Annotated in this window: 20 protein-coding genes; 3 read left to right on the forward strand and 17 right to left on the reverse strand. The window is 27.6% G+C overall.

The features are described 5' to 3' along the window. The first annotated feature begins 63 nt into the window (after positions 1-63). Positions 64-1170 (forward strand): DNA-processing protein DprA, encoded by a 1107-nt coding sequence (dprA, locus tag U8307_RS00470; RefSeq protein ID WP_326909186.1) that lies wholly within the window; start codon positions 64-66, stop codon positions 1168-1170. A gap of 6 nt (positions 1171-1176) precedes the next feature. Here dprA and U8307_RS00475 read toward each other — a convergent pair whose 3' ends face one another. After that, complete coding sequence (locus U8307_RS00475) at positions 1177-1890, reverse strand: NAD-dependent protein deacylase (RefSeq protein WP_326909188.1); 714 nt, start codon at positions 1888-1890, stop codon at positions 1177-1179. A gap of 166 nt (positions 1891-2056) precedes the next feature. Continuing rightward, positions 2057-3166, reverse strand: a complete 1110-nt coding sequence (locus tag U8307_RS00480) for a polysaccharide deacetylase family protein (protein WP_326909189.1) — start codon at positions 3164-3166, stop codon at positions 2057-2059. Positions 3167-3301: 135 nt separating this feature from the next. Between U8307_RS00480 and U8307_RS00485 the strand changes: the two genes are divergently transcribed. Further along, positions 3302-3832 (forward strand): DUF4364 family protein, encoded by a 531-nt coding sequence (locus U8307_RS00485; RefSeq protein ID WP_326909191.1) that lies wholly within the window; start codon positions 3302-3304, stop codon positions 3830-3832. Between the two features lie 34 nt (positions 3833-3866). On the opposite strand, the gene U8307_RS00490 is transcribed toward U8307_RS00485, so the two are convergent. The 5 genes from U8307_RS00490 to U8307_RS00510 form a co-directional block, all read right to left on the reverse strand. Further along, a complete protein-coding gene (locus U8307_RS00490) occupies positions 3867-4784 on the reverse strand; it encodes a glycine betaine ABC transporter substrate-binding protein (protein WP_326909193.1) in 918 nt (305 codons plus the stop codon). Positions 4785-4802: 18 nt separating this feature from the next. Continuing rightward, complete coding sequence (locus U8307_RS00495; protein WP_326909196.1) at positions 4803-5390, reverse strand: ABC transporter permease; 588 nt, start codon at positions 5388-5390, stop codon at positions 4803-4805. A gap of 1 nt (position 5391) precedes the next feature. Continuing rightward, entirely contained in the window at positions 5392-6027 is a 636-nt protein-coding gene (locus U8307_RS00500; protein ID WP_326911508.1) for an ABC transporter permease, read from the reverse strand. 5 nt (positions 6028-6032) lie between these two features. After that, a complete protein-coding gene (locus U8307_RS00505; RefSeq protein ID WP_326909198.1) occupies positions 6033-7154 on the reverse strand; it encodes an ABC transporter ATP-binding protein in 1122 nt (373 codons plus the stop codon). Between the two features lie 198 nt (positions 7155-7352). After that, positions 7353-8243, reverse strand: coding sequence for a YncE family protein (locus tag U8307_RS00510; protein ID WP_326909201.1), 891 nt, complete (start codon positions 8241-8243; stop codon positions 7353-7355). 131 nt (positions 8244-8374) lie between these two features. Between U8307_RS00510 and U8307_RS00515 the strand changes: the two genes are divergently transcribed. Beyond that, complete coding sequence (locus U8307_RS00515) at positions 8375-8890, forward strand: ferritin (RefSeq protein ID WP_326909203.1); 516 nt, start codon at positions 8375-8377, stop codon at positions 8888-8890. A gap of 60 nt (positions 8891-8950) precedes the next feature. On the opposite strand, the gene U8307_RS00520 is transcribed toward U8307_RS00515, so the two are convergent. The 10 genes from U8307_RS00520 to U8307_RS00565 all read right to left on the reverse strand — a co-directional run bounded on the left by U8307_RS00520 (position 8951) and on the right by U8307_RS00565 (position 19266). Next, a complete protein-coding gene (locus U8307_RS00520; protein WP_326909205.1) occupies positions 8951-9625 on the reverse strand; it encodes a DUF3298 and DUF4163 domain-containing protein in 675 nt (224 codons plus the stop codon). Positions 9626-9770: 145 nt separating this feature from the next. Then, positions 9771-10562 carry a patatin-like phospholipase family protein gene (locus tag U8307_RS00525; RefSeq protein ID WP_326909207.1) on the reverse strand — a complete coding sequence of 264 codons (792 nt, stop codon included), beginning with the start codon at positions 10560-10562 and terminating at the stop codon, positions 9771-9773. A gap of 30 nt (positions 10563-10592) precedes the next feature. Continuing rightward, positions 10593-11321 carry a lytic transglycosylase gene (locus U8307_RS00530; protein WP_326909209.1) on the reverse strand — a complete coding sequence of 243 codons (729 nt, stop codon included), beginning with the start codon at positions 11319-11321 and terminating at the stop codon, positions 10593-10595. Positions 11322-11389: 68 nt separating this feature from the next. Then, positions 11390-11830: a ribonuclease HI gene (gene rnhA / locus U8307_RS00535; RefSeq protein WP_326909212.1), complete on the reverse strand. Its 441-nt coding sequence runs from the start codon at positions 11828-11830 to the stop codon at positions 11390-11392. A gap of 13 nt (positions 11831-11843) precedes the next feature. Continuing rightward, the gene (locus U8307_RS00540) at positions 11844-13007 is read right to left on the reverse strand and encodes a 3-phosphoglycerate dehydrogenase family protein (protein ID WP_326909214.1); all 1164 of its coding nucleotides are present in this window, start codon (positions 13005-13007) and stop codon (positions 11844-11846) included. Positions 13008-13346: 339 nt separating this feature from the next. Beyond that, on the reverse strand, positions 13347-13490 hold the full coding sequence (locus tag U8307_RS00545) for a hypothetical protein (protein WP_326909217.1): 144 nt from the start codon (positions 13488-13490) through the stop codon (positions 13347-13349). 62 nt (positions 13491-13552) lie between these two features. Beyond that, on the reverse strand, positions 13553-14713 hold the full coding sequence (gene thiI / locus U8307_RS00550) for a tRNA uracil 4-sulfurtransferase ThiI (protein WP_326909219.1): 1161 nt from the start codon (positions 14711-14713) through the stop codon (positions 13553-13555). A gap of 15 nt (positions 14714-14728) precedes the next feature. After that, positions 14729-15880: a cysteine desulfurase family protein gene (locus U8307_RS00555; RefSeq protein ID WP_326909221.1), complete on the reverse strand. Its 1152-nt coding sequence runs from the start codon at positions 15878-15880 to the stop codon at positions 14729-14731. A 237-nt stretch (positions 15881-16117) separates the two neighbouring features. Beyond that, complete coding sequence (locus U8307_RS00560; protein WP_326909223.1) at positions 16118-16927, reverse strand: aminotransferase class IV; 810 nt, start codon at positions 16925-16927, stop codon at positions 16118-16120. Next, positions 16927-19266, reverse strand: coding sequence for an ATP-dependent DNA helicase (locus U8307_RS00565; RefSeq protein WP_326909225.1), 2340 nt, complete (start codon positions 19264-19266; stop codon positions 16927-16929). The genes U8307_RS00560 and U8307_RS00565 overlap by 1 nt, the downstream gene beginning before the upstream one ends. Positions 19267-19282 lie beyond the last annotated feature (16 nt).

The following is a 19282-nucleotide window of genomic DNA, read 5'->3' on the forward strand; positions in this document are numbered from 1 at the left end:
ATGTAAATATGTATAAATTGAAATTAATATTGGAGTTAAAGTTATAATTATTCGGAGGAAACTATGGATAAATTAAATGCTAACCAAATAGCATTAGCTTGGCTCAACTCTGTCAATGGTGTAGGCAATGGAAAAATCGAAAAACTTCTTGAATACTTTGGTAGTCCTAAAGAGTTGTGGTACAATTTCGAAGAAGAAAGACATAATTTAAATATTTTAGATTTTAAAATTATTAATGAATTAATTAAAAAAAAGGATAATTTTGAGTATAAATTAATTAAAAAACTAGAAGAACAAAATGCAAAGATTATTACTTATTTTGATTTAGCTTATCCTAAGAAACTTAGAAATATCAATGGTGCACCTTATATTTTATATTATAAGGGGAATTTAAATTGCGCGAATAATTTATCTATTGCTGTAATAGGCTCACGTAAAGCAACAAACTATGGTAAATGGGTGGCTGGTAAATTTACTAAAGAACTATCTGAATTAGGAGTAACCATAGTAAGTGGATTGGCAACCGGTATTGATACTATCGCTCACAAAAATGCACTAAAATATAATGCTAAAACTATTGGAATAATTGGATGTGGAATTAATGTCATTTATCCGAAAAAAAACGAAGAACTATACAATGAAATTTTAAAAAATGATGGAGTTATTATAACTGAATTCCCCTTTGATATGAAACCCATGCCTGCTAACTTTCCAATTCGAAATAGAATTATTAGTGGATTATCAGATGGTGTTTTAGTAATTGAAGCTCAAGAAAAAAGCGGTACCCTTATAACTGTTAGTCACGCGGCCAATCAAGGTAAGGATATATTTGCAGTTCCAGGTAACATTGATAGTTTATACAGCAAAGGAACTAATGCATTAATTAAAGACGGAGCTAAAATTACCACATGTTTAGACGATATAATAGAAGAAATTTTAGAGTTAAAAAATCTAATTAGTTGTAAAAATAAAATCTTTTATAATAATTTAAATGAAAATGAAATAAAAATAATAGACTCTCTCAAATCAGGTGAAAAAACAATATTTGATATAAATAATAGTACAAATATATCAACTAATGATATATTAAGTACTATAACAATGCTAGAAATGAAAGGTATTGTATTACAGTTAACTGGTAATAAATATAGATTAGCTGATTTAAGCTAAACATATCTATAATTGCAATTCTTCAAATACTTTTCCTATACTATCATTTATTACTAGATTTGCTTTTTTATCCATAGATGTTATTGATTTATTAATGAGTACTAATTTATTTCCTCTATAATAATTAAGCAATCCTGCTGCTGGATAAACAACAAGAGAAGTACCTCCAACTATTAAAACATCTGCATTCTCTATATATTTAACTGATTTTTCTAAAACATCGCTATTAAGAACTTCATCATAAAGCACTACATCAGGTTTAATTATACCTCCACAATCACATTCAGGTACTTTATTACTATTAATAATTGTTTCAACATTATAAAATTTATTACATTTTGTACAATAATTACGATGTACTGACCCATGAAGCTCTAAAACATTTTTACTACCTGCTATTTGATGAAGTCCATCTATATTTTGAGTTATAATGGCTTTTAACTTCCCCATTTTTTCAAGTTTTGCAAGTTTTATATGAGTCGTGTTTGGTTTAGCATCTAAACATAACATTTTATCTCTATAAAAATCATAAAAATTATCAATATTATTTACAAAGAATCTATGGGATAAAATTATTTCTGGTGGATAATCATATTTTTGATTATATAAACCATCCACACTTCGAAAATCTGGAATGCCACTTTCAGTGGATACTCCCGCTCCTCCAAAAAAAACTATATTTTCACTTTTTGAAATTAATTCTTGAAATTTTGATTTCATAATTCTCCCCTTATCTTAATTAAAATAATTTTTTATATTTATATAGTATACCATAATTTCAAAAATGCAAAGTTAATAAATAAAAAAATGATAATTTCCCCTTCTAAGAAAATTATCATTTTAGTAATTTTTCCAAATAATATTGAATACCATTTCTTTAATATTATTAATATATATTTACTAGCATGTCTCCTACCATATCCATATTTAAATATTCTTTGTGTCTTTCAGGAATTGTTATTACCTCTGAAAATCCATCACTAATAAATCTTTCTCTTTTATTTTCTTCAAACTGTTTAAAATAATCATACATTCCACAACCATCAACATCTATTTCACTTGCTGTTACTCGATATAAACTTTTAAAATCAGTTAATGTATCAAAAGGTGAGTATGCAGGTCTCCAACCTACATCTAAAACAGCTACCGTTTTATAACTATTACCTTCATATTCTCCTTCTAACATGTCATTAATAAATTCATCATTAGGATTACTACCATGAGGCAATGCTAAAGTTTCTACTGAATAATCTGAAATATATTCTCCAATGATATTGTTAACTGAGCCAATTTCTGCTTGTATTTCCTCTCCTGTTAAAAGTTCCATTTTATTATGGCTATAGGTATGATTTCCTATGTCATAATCATTTTCAATTAACCAGTTAAGTTTTTGCTCAGCATAATCAATTTGTCCAAATGGATTTGTTCCAAGAAAAAAACTAGCTGTTACATTGAAATCTGGATATTTAGATTTAAATTCTTCTAAAATACCTACAGCACAATTCGAATCTATAACCATTTCGCCATTTTCTTCTATTAAATTAAAATTATTTTGTCTTCCATCATCAAAAGTCAAAATAATCGGAGTATATCCTTCTTCTGTATATATTTCTCCTTTTGCATAATCATTTAAACTTATCATACGATATCCATTTTTATACATATATTCCAAATCCTTGCGAAAATTAGCAGCAGTTCTTTGCCACACTGTTTCTTCCTCACCTATACCGTGATACATAAGAATCATAATCTCTCCTAACTCATTAGGTTCTTTCGTTAAATCTATTGAGTCTATTGGATTCTGTTCTTCTTCAGTAATAATTTCTTCATTTTTTTCATCTTTAGAATCTTCATTTTCAGCTTCATTTTCCTTATTAGTAGGTACATCTTCATGTTGATTATCTTCTTCTATAGTAGGTTTATCATCAACACCACAGCCTGTGAATAAAACAACAACTGCAATTAAAGTTAAAATTTTAAAAAATCTTTTTTTCATTTAATTCCCCTTTATTTTTACTTAAATATATTTTATAATAATATTAAGAAAAAGTCTACTTACATAATTTTCAATTTTTATTGTTATTATTTTAATTTTTGATATAATAAGATAAAATATCTGGAGGTATTAAAATTGGGAAATGGCAAAATTGCACAAGATAAATTAAAACTGTTATATATTATAGACTACATTAATCTTCCTCTTACTAACAACGAATTGACGAATTATACCTTAGAACATAACAATATGGATTATTTCACTTTACAACTAATGCTAAGTGACTTGTGTGATTCTAAATTTATTGAGCTTTATTCAAAGAATGGTAATGAATACTACTCTATTTCAGATGCAGGTAAAGCAGTTCTAGAAATGTTTGGAGACAAACTACCAGAATATTTTATAGAAGATGTAAATTTAAATTATTCACATTTGAAAAAAGAAATAAAAAAGCAAAGAGAATTACTTGGTCACTATTATAAAAGAAAAGACGACGAATATATTGTATCTCTTCAAGTTACTGAAAACGAATCCGTAATATTTAATCTCAGTATAAATGTTCCCACAGAAAATTTAGCAAAAAATATCTGTAAAAAATGGGATTCAAATCCTGAAGAAATTTTCGGTAAAATAATAAATACGTTGACTTCAGATTCACTTATATAATTAAAAAACCCCACTAGTGGGGTTTTTTAATTATTTATTTAGATAAGCCTATTTGAACTAAAAATTGTTTTGCTACATCATAAGGATCTTGTCCCTCAACATCTACTAAGTAATTTAACTCTGTCATTGTTTCATTATTGATTTTATCTGATAAACTATTTAACACTTCTTGTAGATTAGGTGCAGTTTCTTCATATTCTTCAAAAAGAGTGTCTCTAATTTGGTATGCTCCATAATATTGTGGGAAGAAAGACTTATCATCTTCCAAAACAATTAAATTAGATTTTTTTATTAATCCATCCGTTGAGTAAGCCATGGTAACATCAATATTATTATTATCCATAGCTGCATATTTAAGACCTATATCTATAGACTTACTATCTGCCCATTCAATTCCATACTTTTCATTAAATGGTTCAAAACGCATTGAAGCTTCCTCATCAAAAAATTCATGTTCTGCTCCAAATATCAAATCCTTTGTATATGGTACTAAATCGCTAATTGTAACAATATTATTTTTTTCTGCAAATTCTCTTCTAACTGCTATAGCATAAGTATTTTCAAAACCAAATTTATCTGTTAATGTAAGTCCTAATTCTTCAGAGCCTTTCTTTTTTACCCAATCAAAGAGTTCTTCTCCTTCAGGTACATCTACTGTATCCAAGCCTAATAAAGTTGTTAAATGTGTACCATCATATGATACAAATAAATCAACTTCTTTGGATTGATTTGCATTTGCTCCAGAAACCGTTTGCATTGAATCATGGAATTTCACATCTAAATCCGTATTTTCTTCAATTAAAATTCCTGCCATTTGCATCAAAATTTCAATTTCAGAAAAATGTCCACTAAGTAATACTATTTCAGTATTTTCATCTCCACCATTGCTACACGCTACAACTGTTACAATTAACAAAATTGTTATTAAAAGTAAACTAATGTTTTTTTTCATTTTATATCCTCCATTTTTTTATCTAGCTTTAAGTTTATTTTCTATAAATCCCATTCCAATATCAAAAGCTACAGCCATTATCATAAGTGTTATAGTAGCTTGAATTAAAGTCTCCATGTCTTGGATTAGTATTGCTCTATTAATTATTGATCCAAGACCTCCGCCTCCTACAATAGCTCCAAATACAGCAGTTCCAATAGATGTTACTACAGCTATTCTAATACCAGTAAAAACCATCGGAAAAGCTAACGGTAACTCTACTTTAAACAATCTTTGTATTTTAGTCATACCCATTCCTTTAGCAGCTTCTTTTACACCTGGGGCAATATTTTCTAATCCAACATATGTATTTCTTACGATTGGCAGTAAAGAATAAAGCATTAAGCCCACTATAACTGTTGTTCCAGTTGCTCCAAATGCAATCATTATTAGTCCAAGTAAAGCTAATGCAGGAATAGTTTGCAATAAATCAACTACCCATAGAATAATTTTTCTTGTTGGTTTAAATAAATAACAAATAACACCTAGTATTAAACCAATCATTGTAGCAAATAAGCTCGCCATAGCAACTAAATATAAATGTTCAAAAACTTTATCTAGTTTCAAATTACTTCTCTCCTTTCAGACCACGAGGCGTAATTTTGTTTTGAAGTAAATCAATTAAATATCCAAGACACATTGCTAAAATAGCTGATGGCAGCGCACCACCAATAATTAAAGCTTGATTATTAGTTTCGATTCCTCTATAAACAAATTCCCCTAGACCTCCTAGTCCAATCATTGCTGTCAATACTGCCCAACTAACTGTATAAATTGTTGCCATTCGAAGACCACTAAAAATAGAACTCATAGCAAGGGGTAATTCTACTTTAAATAAAATTTGCATATTATTCATTCCACAACCTTTAGCAGCTTCTTTCAAACTCTTGTCTACATCTAAAATACCTGTGTAGGTATTTTTTAATATTGGGAATATTGCATATATTGTAAGAGCTATAATTACTGTTATAGGATTCATTCCCAAATATATAAAGAGAATTCCTATAAAAACTAATCCTGGTATCGTTTGAAACACACCTAATATGGGAATAATTATCTTTGAAAGTTTATTAAATCTAGATAAAAATATCCCTAAGATAAGTGCTATAATAAATCCTATACCTACAGAAATAAAAACATATTGGAGGTGCACCAAAATTGCTTTAATAAGCATATCTCCATATCTTTCTAAAAATTCTAATATTTTATTCAATTTTCTTCACCCCAAACTACACTAGCTAAAGCTTTAGTCATACTAGTTCGTGTTATAATGCCAGCTACTGTTTTATTTCTATTTAAAACTACTAAATAGTCAGCCTTTATTTCTATAAGTTTTTCAAAAGCGTCTTTAGCGTTAGTATTTATTAAAACCGTAGGTACATCACTATTTACTATTTTAGAAATCATCTCACCAGGTTTTCCTGATTCCCGTATACATTCAATAGTAACAATACCTTCAAACTTATCGTTGTCATCAACTATGATAGCTGAATTTAATTCTTTTTGCTTCATAAGTTCAATGCACTCAAGGGTTTTTTTAGTTGCTGAAACAGTTAAAACCCTTTCCTTCATAACATCTGAACATGTTAAGTCATTACCACTACGAGAATAAGAAAGTTTACCCATAAACTTACTTATTAATGGATGTGCTGGTTTATTAAGCATATCTTCAGGAGATGCTGCTTGTAAAATTTTACCTTCTGCCATGAATACAATTCTATCTGCTAATTTTACCGCTTCATCCATATCATGAGTAACAAAAATTATAGTTTTATGTAGCTTTTTTTGTAAATTTTTTAATTCATCCTGAAGACTGTCTCTGCTAATAGGGTCTAAAGCTCCAAAAGGCTCGTCCATCAATATTATAGGAGGTCCTGCAGCTAAGGCCCTTAGTACACCAATACGTTGCTGTTGGCCACCACTTAATTCATTAGGATACTTCTTAGCATTTTCTTCATATGGTAAATTAACCATCTCTAATAATTCTCTAACTCTTTTATTTCGTTTTTCTTTGCTCCATTTTAATAATTTAGGCACAACTGCAATATTTTCTTCTATAGTCATATTTGGAAACAATCCAATTTGTTGGATTACATAACCAATTTTTCTGCGAAGTTCAACAGGATTTATATCTTTTATATTTTTATCATCTATGTATATCTTACCTTTATTAAATTTAATTAATCTATTTACCATTTTTAAAGTAGTCGTTTTCCCACAACCTGAAGGACCAATAAGAACTACAAATTCTCCATCATTTATGGTCAAGTTCAGGTTGTCTATAATGGTTATATCATCATATCTTTTCGTTATATTTTCATAAATAATCATATAATATCATCCTCATTCATTTTACACTCTTTGCTTAGTGTTATTTATAATCTTAACATATTTTTACATATATGTAAAGTTTCTAAATTCAACAGATTTTGACTTTACATAATAATGTTTTATTATTTCTCTAAATTTTACTGAATTTACGTCATGTAACTAATCTATAATTATGCAGAATATGCAAGTTAACTGAACTCAATTAATAGCTTTTATACATTCTGGAATAAAATTTAAATCAATATTATTTAAAACTGTTAATGTTTCTTTATCTATTATGTTTATTTGATTTTTTTTAGAATTAGTGACTAATATTTTATCAACTGTAAATGTTAATCCTTCAGGATATCCTCCTAAGAATATTTGTTTAACAATTTCTCTTTTTTTAACATCAATTATATAGATGCTTTTTTCTACAATATTTATTAGATATAGCAAATCACTTCTAATATCTAATTCAAAATTAGATATTAAACCTTCTATATCAATAACCTTTTCCATTTTGCCTGTATCTGTATTAATAAAATTAATTTTAGTATATAAGCAACCATTAACATAGTATGTCATGACAATAATATTTTTCTCTGATAAAAAAAGATGCATTGGCTTTCCTTCTGTATAAAAATACCTTTTTATGCCATTGCTTAAATCATACTCCAATATTTTATTTTCTTCATAGCATGAAGTATATAGCTTATTGATTTTTCCATTACAAATTGTATCATGAGGCTTAATATCTGCTGGAATTGAGCCTGTTAGTGTAAAGTCTTCTAAATCTATTACAGAAATACTATCTGATTCAAAGTTAGTAACAAACATGTTCTCATTGTTTAAACACATATGCCTGGGATCTCTTCCTACTGTAGTTTCGTCAAATTCATAATTGTCAAAATTGTACTTGTATATTTTATTATTAAATGAATCAGCTAAATATACAATATTACCTGAACTTAATATGCTGTGAACTGCAATTTTTTCTGTTGTACTAAAACCAATAACTTTATTGCAAATATAGTTATTTTCGCTTAATTCTAATAACATTAATAAATACCTATTTTGACTAAATCCTGTTACAACAACTTTTTCCATTGAAATCACCTCCATATATTTTATGTTATTCTTTTAAAGAAGTGATTTATTAAATAATAAATTGTTTTAACATATATATTTAGGGTATTATTATAATATATAAATTAAAATTTTTATGAAAAGGAGAAACTATGTTAAACGAAAAAATTGTTAGCTTACTAAATGATCAGATAAATAAGGAATTATTTTCTGCTTATCTTTACTTAGATATGTCAAATTATTATTATGATGAGGGTTTAGACGGATTTGGAAATTGGTTTAAAGTTCAAGCACAAGAGGAAAGAGATCATGCTATGCTCATAATGCAATATATGCAAAATAATGGAAAGAAAATCTCTTTAGGCGAAATAAAGGCACCGAACACAACATATTCAAATCATAAGATTCCTTTAGATGAATCTTTAAAACATGAACAATATATTACTGAATCAATTCATAATATATATGATTCAGCTTATAACACTAAAGATTATCGAACTATGCAATTCCTAGACTGGTTTGTAATGGAACAAGGAGAGGAAGAAAAAAATTCCGAAGAATTAATAAGAAAGTATGAATTGTTTGGAACTGACTCAAAAGGATTGTATATGTTAAATTCAGAATTAGCAGCTAGAGTTTATACCGCACCGTCCCTTGTATTAGAATAAATATTAAATAAATACAGCAGAATTTACTGTCCTGCTGTATTTTCTTTTCATTTTTTTATTTTAACACGAAGGATTTACTACTTCCTCTTGTTCATATGGTATTAAGAATTCAGGTATACCCGCAGCATATGGTGCTATTTCATATTGTTGAAAATAAATTACAATTCCCTGAGGAGTTAAATAAAAGTTATTAACATTAAAATACGTATCTACATTTTTTTCATAATCATCAAAGTACATATTATTATCTAATACTGATTGCAATCTTATTTCCATTTTAATATAATCTTTTATTAAGCTAACATAGTCAACATTATCATTAAATAAACTACATAACTTTATTATATCTCCAGTTTCTATATTAAATGTGTCTGAAGTTCTTTCAGTCATACCATGAGCTCCACCTAAATACCGATAATCATCATAATACAAACTTAGTATATTATTTTCATTATTTGTTATTGTATAAACATAATACAATTCAAATTGCCTTATAGGAATATTTCTTTCAATTGAATATCTATAGTGTTTTATAGCTAATTGAAAGTGAATGGCAACACAATATTTCACTAATCGAAAGGCTCTTTCGCTTAAATATCTATTAATTCTAACACAATTACTTTGATAATTTTCTGAGAATAACTGAGGATATTCTATTTTGTAATAAAGCAATAGCTCATTATTATAATACAACTTATCCTCTATAACCACCCTTTTAATTATGACAAAATCCATCTATATATCCTCCTTTATATACAATATGCAAAATATATAATAATGATATATGAAATAGTTTTATATAAATAAAAAAATCAGAGTAGAAATAAATTCTATATCTACTCTGAAAAAAGTGGTCACCATAAATTTGAGTGTTTTTTATTTAAGGTAATAAATAAGAAAGATTTTCTTCTAATATTTTTTTGGAATCCTCATATCCCTTTTCAATCATCCAATTAATTCTATCTCTACTTGCTTCTAACGTATTACTGAGAAAAACTTCAGGAGCTATGTCTATAATTTTAACATCATTATATTTGCTAAATTCATATTCTTCTGGTCTTAAGCGTACTGTAATAATTATGTTGCATCCTCTTTTCGCAACCATATCAATAGGTAATCTACTGTTGATGCTACCATCTAAATAATATTTACCATTTATTGATTTAGGTGTGAATATAGGTAAATTACAGCTTGCAAAAACAAACTCATGCAAAAAACCCTCTGGTATATCATTAATGAATAGATTCATTGTTTTTTTATCAGTTAAATTGTATGTTGTAAGTCCATAAATTATATTAGAACTTCTAACAGCATTTTCATTTATATTTTTTTTATAGAGATCAATTATGGGTTCTGGATTAATACCCTCGCTATGCAAATATTTGCTTTCAAAATCATCTATATTATTTAGTATTTTCTTTAAGTTGAGTGGCTGAGAGTGTTTAGATTTATTATGATTTTCAATAGAAAAGTTCAAGTTACTCCACATTTCAGAAAACTTCTCATACTCTCCTAATACATAAGCTATACCGTTAACCGCTCCAATTGATGTCCCCACAACAAAGTCATACTTTATATTTAGTTCTTTTAATGATTTTAAAACCCCTATTTGATAAGCCCCCTTAGCTCCTCCCCCCTCTAATACTATTCCTACCTTTTTAATACTATCCATCCCTATACCTTCTCCTTTGTTAAACTGATTTTATCCTATGACTTCTTCCTCTGGATTAGGAATACAAATTCTCGTTCCAGTAATCAAAAAGTTTGCAGGTCTTAAATTTGGATTTGCAATAAGTAATTGCGATGGTGTCATTTCAAATTGTTGTGCAACAGTCGATAAACTGTCATTTTGTCTTATAATATATTCTATAGTATTTGGACTTACACATTCTTGATAAGTTTCAGGCGGAATACATAATTCTGCCCCGGGTTCTATAATATTTGGATTAAAGCCTACATTAGCAGCCATCAATTCATTAACACTTATGTTATAAGTTATTAAAATATCGCTTAATCTAGTACCTTGTTCTATTGTCACCATGGTTCCAAAAGGACAAGTTGCTGATACATCGGGTATACATATTTCTTGACCAACCTTAAGGTCATAAGGATTAGCATCTGGATTTGCCTCTAACAAAACATTTAGAGGTATATTATATCTCTGTGCTATACTGTAGAAACTGTCTCTTGCTCTAACTACATAATATGCTCCGTTTATACAAGGCGGTCTTTCTGGTACACTTGGAACACATATTGTCATGCCTACTGTCAATGTTCTTAGTCTTAATGTAGGATTAAGGTCTAATAAACCAGCTAAAGTAATAGCAAATCTATTAGCTATAGAATTTAAAGTATCCCCTGGAACCACTGTATAAGGCATGGTAAATCTATCTTGACATGGATTCTGAATTTGATTTTGTCTATAAATCATTATTTATTCACCTCATAACGTAATATAATTTGTTATTTTATAATATTCATAAGGTAATGAATGTTTCCTTAATTTTTATACTTATCTCTTTCTAAAACAGCCAATTTATCGCATCGTTCATTATATTCATGCCCGTTATGCCCTAATACATGAACAAATTTTACATTATGCTTATTTACAACCTCTATTAGTCGTTGCCATAATTCCTTATTTAGCACAGGTTTACCATCGGATTTTTTCCAGTTATTTTTTTGCCATGAATTTATCCACTTTTTGTTAAAAGCATCGACAACATATTTAGAATCAGTTGTAACTGTCACTTCACAAGGTTCCTTTAGTGTTTCCAATCCTTTAATAACTCCCAATAGCTCCATTTTATTATTTGTAGTATTTTTTTCTCCGCCACTAAGCTCTAACTCTTTACCCTTATACTCTAATATTACACCATATCCACCAGGTCCAGGATTTCCACTACAAGCACCATCAGAATATATATTTACAATTTTCATATTACCACCTTTTTTATTTTATCAAAATAACTCTTAATATTCCAAGACTACTTTCCATTTCTCTTATTTGTTCTTCAGTTATATCTCCTTTAATATCTATTATATTACATGCATATTCTCCATTACTTTTATTAACCATACCCATTATATTTACATTATATTTAGCTAAAACCGTTGCAATTGTATTAATCATATTTGGAATATTTTTATTAAGAACTATAATTCTATCACTTTCAGGATATCTATCCATAGAGCAATCCGGAAAATTAACAGAATTACTAATGTTTCCTTTTTCTAAATACTCTACCAACTCAGTTACAGCCATTTCAGCACAATTTTCTTCAGCTTCATGTGTTGAGCCACCTAAGTGAGGTATACAAACAACATTTTTTGCATTAATTAGTTTTTCATTAGGTAAATCCGATACATGATATCCTACTTTGCCACATTCTAAAGCATTAAATAAGTCATCTTCATTAATTATACCCGTTCTAGCAAAATTTAATATTTTAACTCCTTCTTTCATTATTTCTATATTTTCTTTATTTATATAGTTTTTTGTTTCATCATTATATGGTATATGTAAAGTAATATAATCACTTCTTTTGTATAACTCATTAATATCATTTGTATACTGCACGTCCCAAGATAATCCTAGTGCATTTTTAACTGATATGTAAGGGTCATAACCTATTACTTCCATTCCTAGTTTTATTCCTAAATTTGCAACAAGATGTCCTACATTACCAAGTCCTATAACACCTAAAGTCTTACCTTTTAATTCAGGTCCTACAAATTGAGACTTACCCTTTTCAACATTTTCCACTACATTTTCATTTAAACTTCTTGTCCAATCTATACTATCAATTACTTTTCTTGAACTAATTAATAAACCAAAAAAGGTCAATTCGCATACTGCATTTGCATTTGCACCTGGAGCGTTAAATACTACGATTCCCTCTTCTGCACACCTTTCAACGGGAATATTGTTTACACCAGCACCTGATCTTGCAATCGCTTTAAGGCGTGTTGAAAAATCCATATTATGTATATCCATACTTCTCATAACAATTCCATCAACATTACTGGTTTGATTTAATACTAGTTCATACTTATCCTTTTTTAGTAAATTCAAAATATTTTTTGGTACTTTATTAAATAATGCTATCTTATACATATTATGTCTCCTTTTAGTAATTATAAGGAATAGTATACATCGTAAAATAGTTAAAATCAAGTAATAAAATATTAATTACTTATATACTTATTATAAATCTTAATAAAAAGAGTTGCTTCGCAACGCCGCTAGGGGGACCTATGTCCCCCTTCGGCGTAAAAATGCTTTATTAAAGCATTTTTACTGAGCACCCCCCTTAACGGCAAGGACGTTCCGTCCTTTGCAATCCTCGTTTTTTATTATATAGGAAAGGAGAACTTTCCTATATAATAAAAAAAATAGTCAAACACTTAAAATTAAATGTTTGACCATTGCTTAAGTACTTAAATTACATTTACCTTAGTATCCTCTTCCAAATCCTCTGCCAAATCCGCCAAATAAGAAGAAAATAACACCTATTATTATTATCCAAAACAAAAAATCATTGTCGTTATCACAAGGATCGCAACAACCAAAACCAGTAGCTTTTACTTCATCTGACATATAATTCACCTCTCTAACTTTATAATTTAATATATGTTAGAGTTCAGATATTGTGATTAAGTTTAAATAATTTCCATGGTAAAGTAAGCTTTATTAACTAATTCTTCTATATTTAAATTCTCTTCTGATTTTTTTATTCTTTCAATTTTTGGTTTAGTCAATGGATGTTTAGGAGCAAAAACTGAACAACAATCATCATAAGGTAATATTGATGTTTCATATGTTCCAATATTTCTAGATATTTCTATAATTTCAGTTTTATCTAATCCTACTAATGGTTTAAGTATAGGAATATCTATAGCATTTTCTATAACAGCCATAGATTTCATAGTTTGACTGGCTACTTGTCCTAAGCTCTCTCCAGTTATAAGCATATCTATATCATTTTCTTTTGCTATTTTTTCAGCAATACGCATCATGAATCGTCTTGCTAATATTGTTGTTTCTTCTTCTTTGCAATTTTCCTTAATAGCTTTATGAATTTCTAATATATTAATGCTATACAATTTTATTTTTCCACAGTATTCTCCTATTAACTCTGCTAGCTTTTTTACCTTTTCATTTGCCCTTTCACTTGTAAAGGGATACGTATGGAAGTAAAGAGCATCAACTTCAACACCTCGTTTTGCAATCATATATCCAGCAACTGGACTGTCTATTCCTCCAGATAGTAAAAGCAATGCCTTGCCATTTGTTCCGATAGGTAATCCACCAACTGTCTTAATTTTTTCAGAAGAAATATAACATTTACTTTTAATATCAATATAAATTTCTAAATCCGGATTGTGAACATCTACTTTAATATTATCAAAGTTTTTTAATATTTCTCCTCCAATCATAGCACTAAAATCCATAGATTTTATAGGGAAACTTTTATCACTCCTCTTTGTATGAATTTTAAAAGTTTTAATTTCTTTTTTGGATGTAATATATTCAAATAGTTCCTTAACATTTTCCTTTATTGTTTCTACATCTTTTTCAATTTTTATAGAAGGACTAATTAAAACTATACCAAAAACTTTCTTAACTTTTTCTATTATATCATCCATATCCTCTTTTCGTTGAGTTTCCACAAAAATTTTTCCTTGATCTTTAAAAACTCTAATATTTTTAAAGTCTTTTAATGCAAATTTAATTTGTTCAGCTAATTTTTGTTCAAAGGAACCTCTGTTTTTACCTTTTAAAAATATTTCACCAAAACTTAATGCTAATACATTATACATATTATTTTCCTTCCATTATAATTTAATTATATCCCTTATTTCATGTACGGATTTCTTGATATTTTCTATTACATATTCGACCTCATCATATGTATTAAAATACCCTAAACTTATTCTAATAGTACCACCTAAATAATCCTTGTCTAAATTTATCGCTTCTAATATTCTATAATTATTTTTAGCTTTTGAAGAACAAGCTGATCCGGTGGAAACATAAATACCGACATTCTCTAAATAATGAACGAGTATTTCTCCTTTAATATCTTTAAACGATACACTTAATATATGAGGTGCACCATTATTATCAAGCTGACTGTTAATTTTTATATCATCTATTTCTTTTGTTAATTTATCGCAATAAAGTTTTTTCAAAGAGTAAAACTTCTCTGTATATTTATTGAAATCTTCATTAATTAAATCACACGCTACTCCGAATCCCACTATTCCTGGCGTATTTTCTGTTCCTGGACGTATTCCATTTTCTTGATTTCCACCAAAAATTATTGAATTAATCTTACAATCTGAGCTAATATATAATCCTCCGACACCCTTTGGTCCGTGTATCTTGTGACTGCTAAAAGCCATAGTATCTACAGGATACTTTCGTATATCTATTTCAATTTTACCATAGGCTTGTATTGCATCTACATGAATTTTAGTTCTGCTATTCTTATTTTTTACCACCTTTGTTATTTCATTTAAATCTTGTATTGTACCAAATTCATTGTTAACTAATATAAAAGATACAAGAACAGTATTTTCATCAACTAATTTTTCAAGTTCATTTAAATTAATCTTTCCTGTTTTATCTGTATCTACATATTTAACATTAATTTTTTCTTCAAAATGTTTATATATATTATAAACTGACGGATGCTCAATTTTTGTTGTTATGATATTATGTTTTTCATTAATATTGTATAAATGACCAAAAATCGCAATATTATTACTTTCCGTTCCTCCTCCTGTAAAATAAATTTCATTTGCCTTTGCATTAATAATTTTTGCCACTGACATTCTTGCAGTGTTGATTTTTTTTTCAATCTCTAGTCCCTTACTATGAAGAGATGATGGATTTCCATAATCTTTTTCATAAATTTCAATCATTCCTTCTAATACTTCTGGTCTTACTTTAGTTGTAGAACTGTTATCTAAATAAATTTCCATATTAACCTCTTTTTCTAGAATTTATAAGCATTCTTTTATACTACTGTCGAATTCAAGAGAAATTTCTTTAAATTAGTAAAATTAGTTTGTAAAAATGCTTGCATAATCTTTCTACATTTGCTATAATATCTATGGTTATCCCCCCGATAACCAAATATATTCCCAATACCCCTTTTATGCATATTAATGCTTCACAATTATGGCCTGCTGGCCATTTTTGTGTTTTTGGGACTTTATTTATATAACCATATTCATTTCATTTAAATAAAGTTTTGAAACCCTTTGAATGATAGGATTATCAGATGAATTATAATTAATATCATCAATAGTTCTTATAGGAAGCACATTATTAGAAGTACCAGTGATAAATGCACCATCAAAATTTTTCAACTCGTTTAAGTGAATATTTCTTTTTTCTACTACAATTCCATTTTTATTACATACATCTACAATTTTGCCTCTTGTAACACCTAAAAGAACAGCATTATCTAAAGAAGTTACTAGTTTTTCTTTAATAACAAAAAATATGTTTGATTTGCTTCCTTCGCTAATAGTATCATCTTCATTAATTAAAATTACTTCGAAGGCATTAGATTCATTCAATATCCTTTCTACATTTTTTTTAAAATCAATTTTATATTCCTTTATATTTGGATTATCCCTCTGCAATTTTGCCGTAACTGTATATATGCCTGATTTAAATTGTTCATTTGACGGATAACTACTTTTTATAAAATACATCATTAGTACTGGTTCATTAGAAATATAAAATGAAACTCTTATATTGCAATTGTAAAATTCATTTTTACTAATAAGCAATTCTATGTTTTCCTTAAAAATTTTATAATTAATTGAAAAATTTAATTTACTCAACTTTATACTTTTAATCATTCTGTCATAATGCTCTCTTAGAAAGATAGGTCTTCTATTTATAACTCTTATTACTTCGTATATATTAACATTATTTTTTTCTAAAAGTTCATTAATATAATCTAGTGAAACAATTTTTCCATTTACTACATTCATATTGGAAATCACTTTAATCATTAGTCATCCTCCTTTTCAAACCAAAAATTATTTATTTGTTTTTTTAATTCATCAACATTATAAATTTCTTTATAATGTTTCCAATGCCCAGGAAACATATTTATATATGAATATTGACAAAATCTTGAATCTATTAATACTACAACTCCTTTATCTTCTTCAGTACGAATAACACGTCCTGCTGATTGAAGTATTTTGTTGAAACCTGGAAATTTATAAGCAAAATCAAAACCCGAATTATATTTTCTATCAAAAAAATTTTTTATTAAATTCCTTTCAAATGAAATTTGAGGTATTCCTGTACCTATTATAACTGTACCTATTAACCTTTCTAGAGGTAAATCAATTCCCTCTGAAAAAATTCCTCCAACTACAGTAAATAGAACAATATTTGAATAATTATTAAATCTATTAATTATCTCAATTTGTTCTTCTTCATTCATTCCTTTATTTTGTACAATAATATTATTGGTATTGTAACAATTTTCATACACCTTTACAACTTTTTCTAAATAGTTATATGATGGAAAAAAAATCATATAATTGCCCATTTTTTCATTAATAGTAGCATGAATATATTCGCAAGCTTTTTCTATATTTAAATCTCTGCATGAATATTTCATAGATATATCACCTGTTATCATAAGATTTAAATGTTTTTCCTTAAAGGGTGATTTTATTTTTAACAAAAGGTCACTTTCTTCTCCTCCTAAAATATACCTAAAATATTTTAATGGTGTTAATGTTGCAGAAAAGAATATTGAGGAACATGCCTGTTTCTCCACTTGATTCAATATATCAGACGGATCTATTAAATATATTTTAACAGTAAAATTATTTTTAGATAAATCCATATAATAACAAAAATTATCATCATACATTTCAGAAATCTTTATAAAAAACATACCTTTAAAATAAATATCGACAAGTTCATCTGGAATATGATTTACCTTTTTATTATTAATATATTTTCCTGCAGAATCGACAAACTTTCTTATTGATTTAATAAGGTCTTTAGGTTCCTCTTCTAGAACTTCTGATACTTCAATCATGCTCTTCTTTAATTCAATAAATTTTTTATTAACATTATATAAGTCTTTGCTTATATTTTTATTAATTTCTTTCATTATTTTATATGTATTATAAAAATCTTCTTTAACGATTTCAGGTGAATACATGTTTCTAGCTCTGTCTTCTAAATTATGAGCTTCATCTATCAATAATATATCATTGCTTTTTTTGAAAACATCATCTCTTTGTAATGCTACTCTTGGATCAAAATAATAATTATAATCGCAAATTACTATATCTGACATATAACTTAAGTCTAAACTTAACTCAAAAGGACATATTTCATTTTTCTTTGCTAAATTTTCTATATACACTCTATCATAAAGCAAATCATTTTTTATTGCATTTTTTAGAGGTGCATTAAGTTTATCGTAATATCCTCTTGCATACTCACAAATTTCAGGCTCACAATTACATTCTTCTTTAAAGCAAATTTTCTCTTTAGCTGTTATAATTGATGTCCTAAGTTTAAGACCGTTATCAACCATTAATTTTATTGTATCAAAAGCTATTGTTTTCGTTGATGATTTAGCTGTTAAATAGAATATTTTAGAATTCTTTTTTAAATTCATTGCCTTAATAGCTGGAAATAAAACAGATATTGTCTTACCAACTCCTGTTGGCGCTTGAGCAAAAAGGTTTTGCCCCAATTTTATTGTTTTAAAGACAGCGACGGAAAACTCTCTTTGTCCTTGTCTATATGATTCAAAAGGAAATTTTAATTTATCTATTGACGCAGCCTTTGATTTATTTAAAGAAATTATAGTTTTTGCCCAATCTACATAAATATGCAACATTTCATAGAAAAAAGCTCTCAATTCGTCAATATCATAACTAAAATACAATTCTTTTGTTTTTTTTGAATCAATATTAAAATATCTTAATTGTATATTTAAATTATCAACTTTATTTTGAAGTCCATATATATATGCATAACACTTTGCTTGAGCAATGTGTGATTTATTATAATTCTCATTAATCTTTTCTAAATCTGTATAAGTAGACTTTATTTCATCAATAGTAACCTTGTCATCTTCATCTACAATGCCATCAGCTCGTCCTTCTATTACAATATAAACATTATCTATTTCAAATTCTTGCTTTAAAAAAAATTCTCTTATGTAATTCTCACTCATTTGAGACTGTAATAATTTATGTGCCTTAATTCCTTCCATGGCTCTTTCATTGCTTATTGATGAAGTATTTAAATCTCCGCTTTTATAAATAAATTCTACTAACTCCCTTACTGAAAGTTTTATGTTATCCATTTTTCCTCCTATGCAG

Origin of the sequence: Sedimentibacter sp. MB31-C6 (assembly GCF_035934735.1) — a bacterium.
Lineage (GTDB): Bacteria > Bacillota > Clostridia > Tissierellales > Sedimentibacteraceae > Sedimentibacter.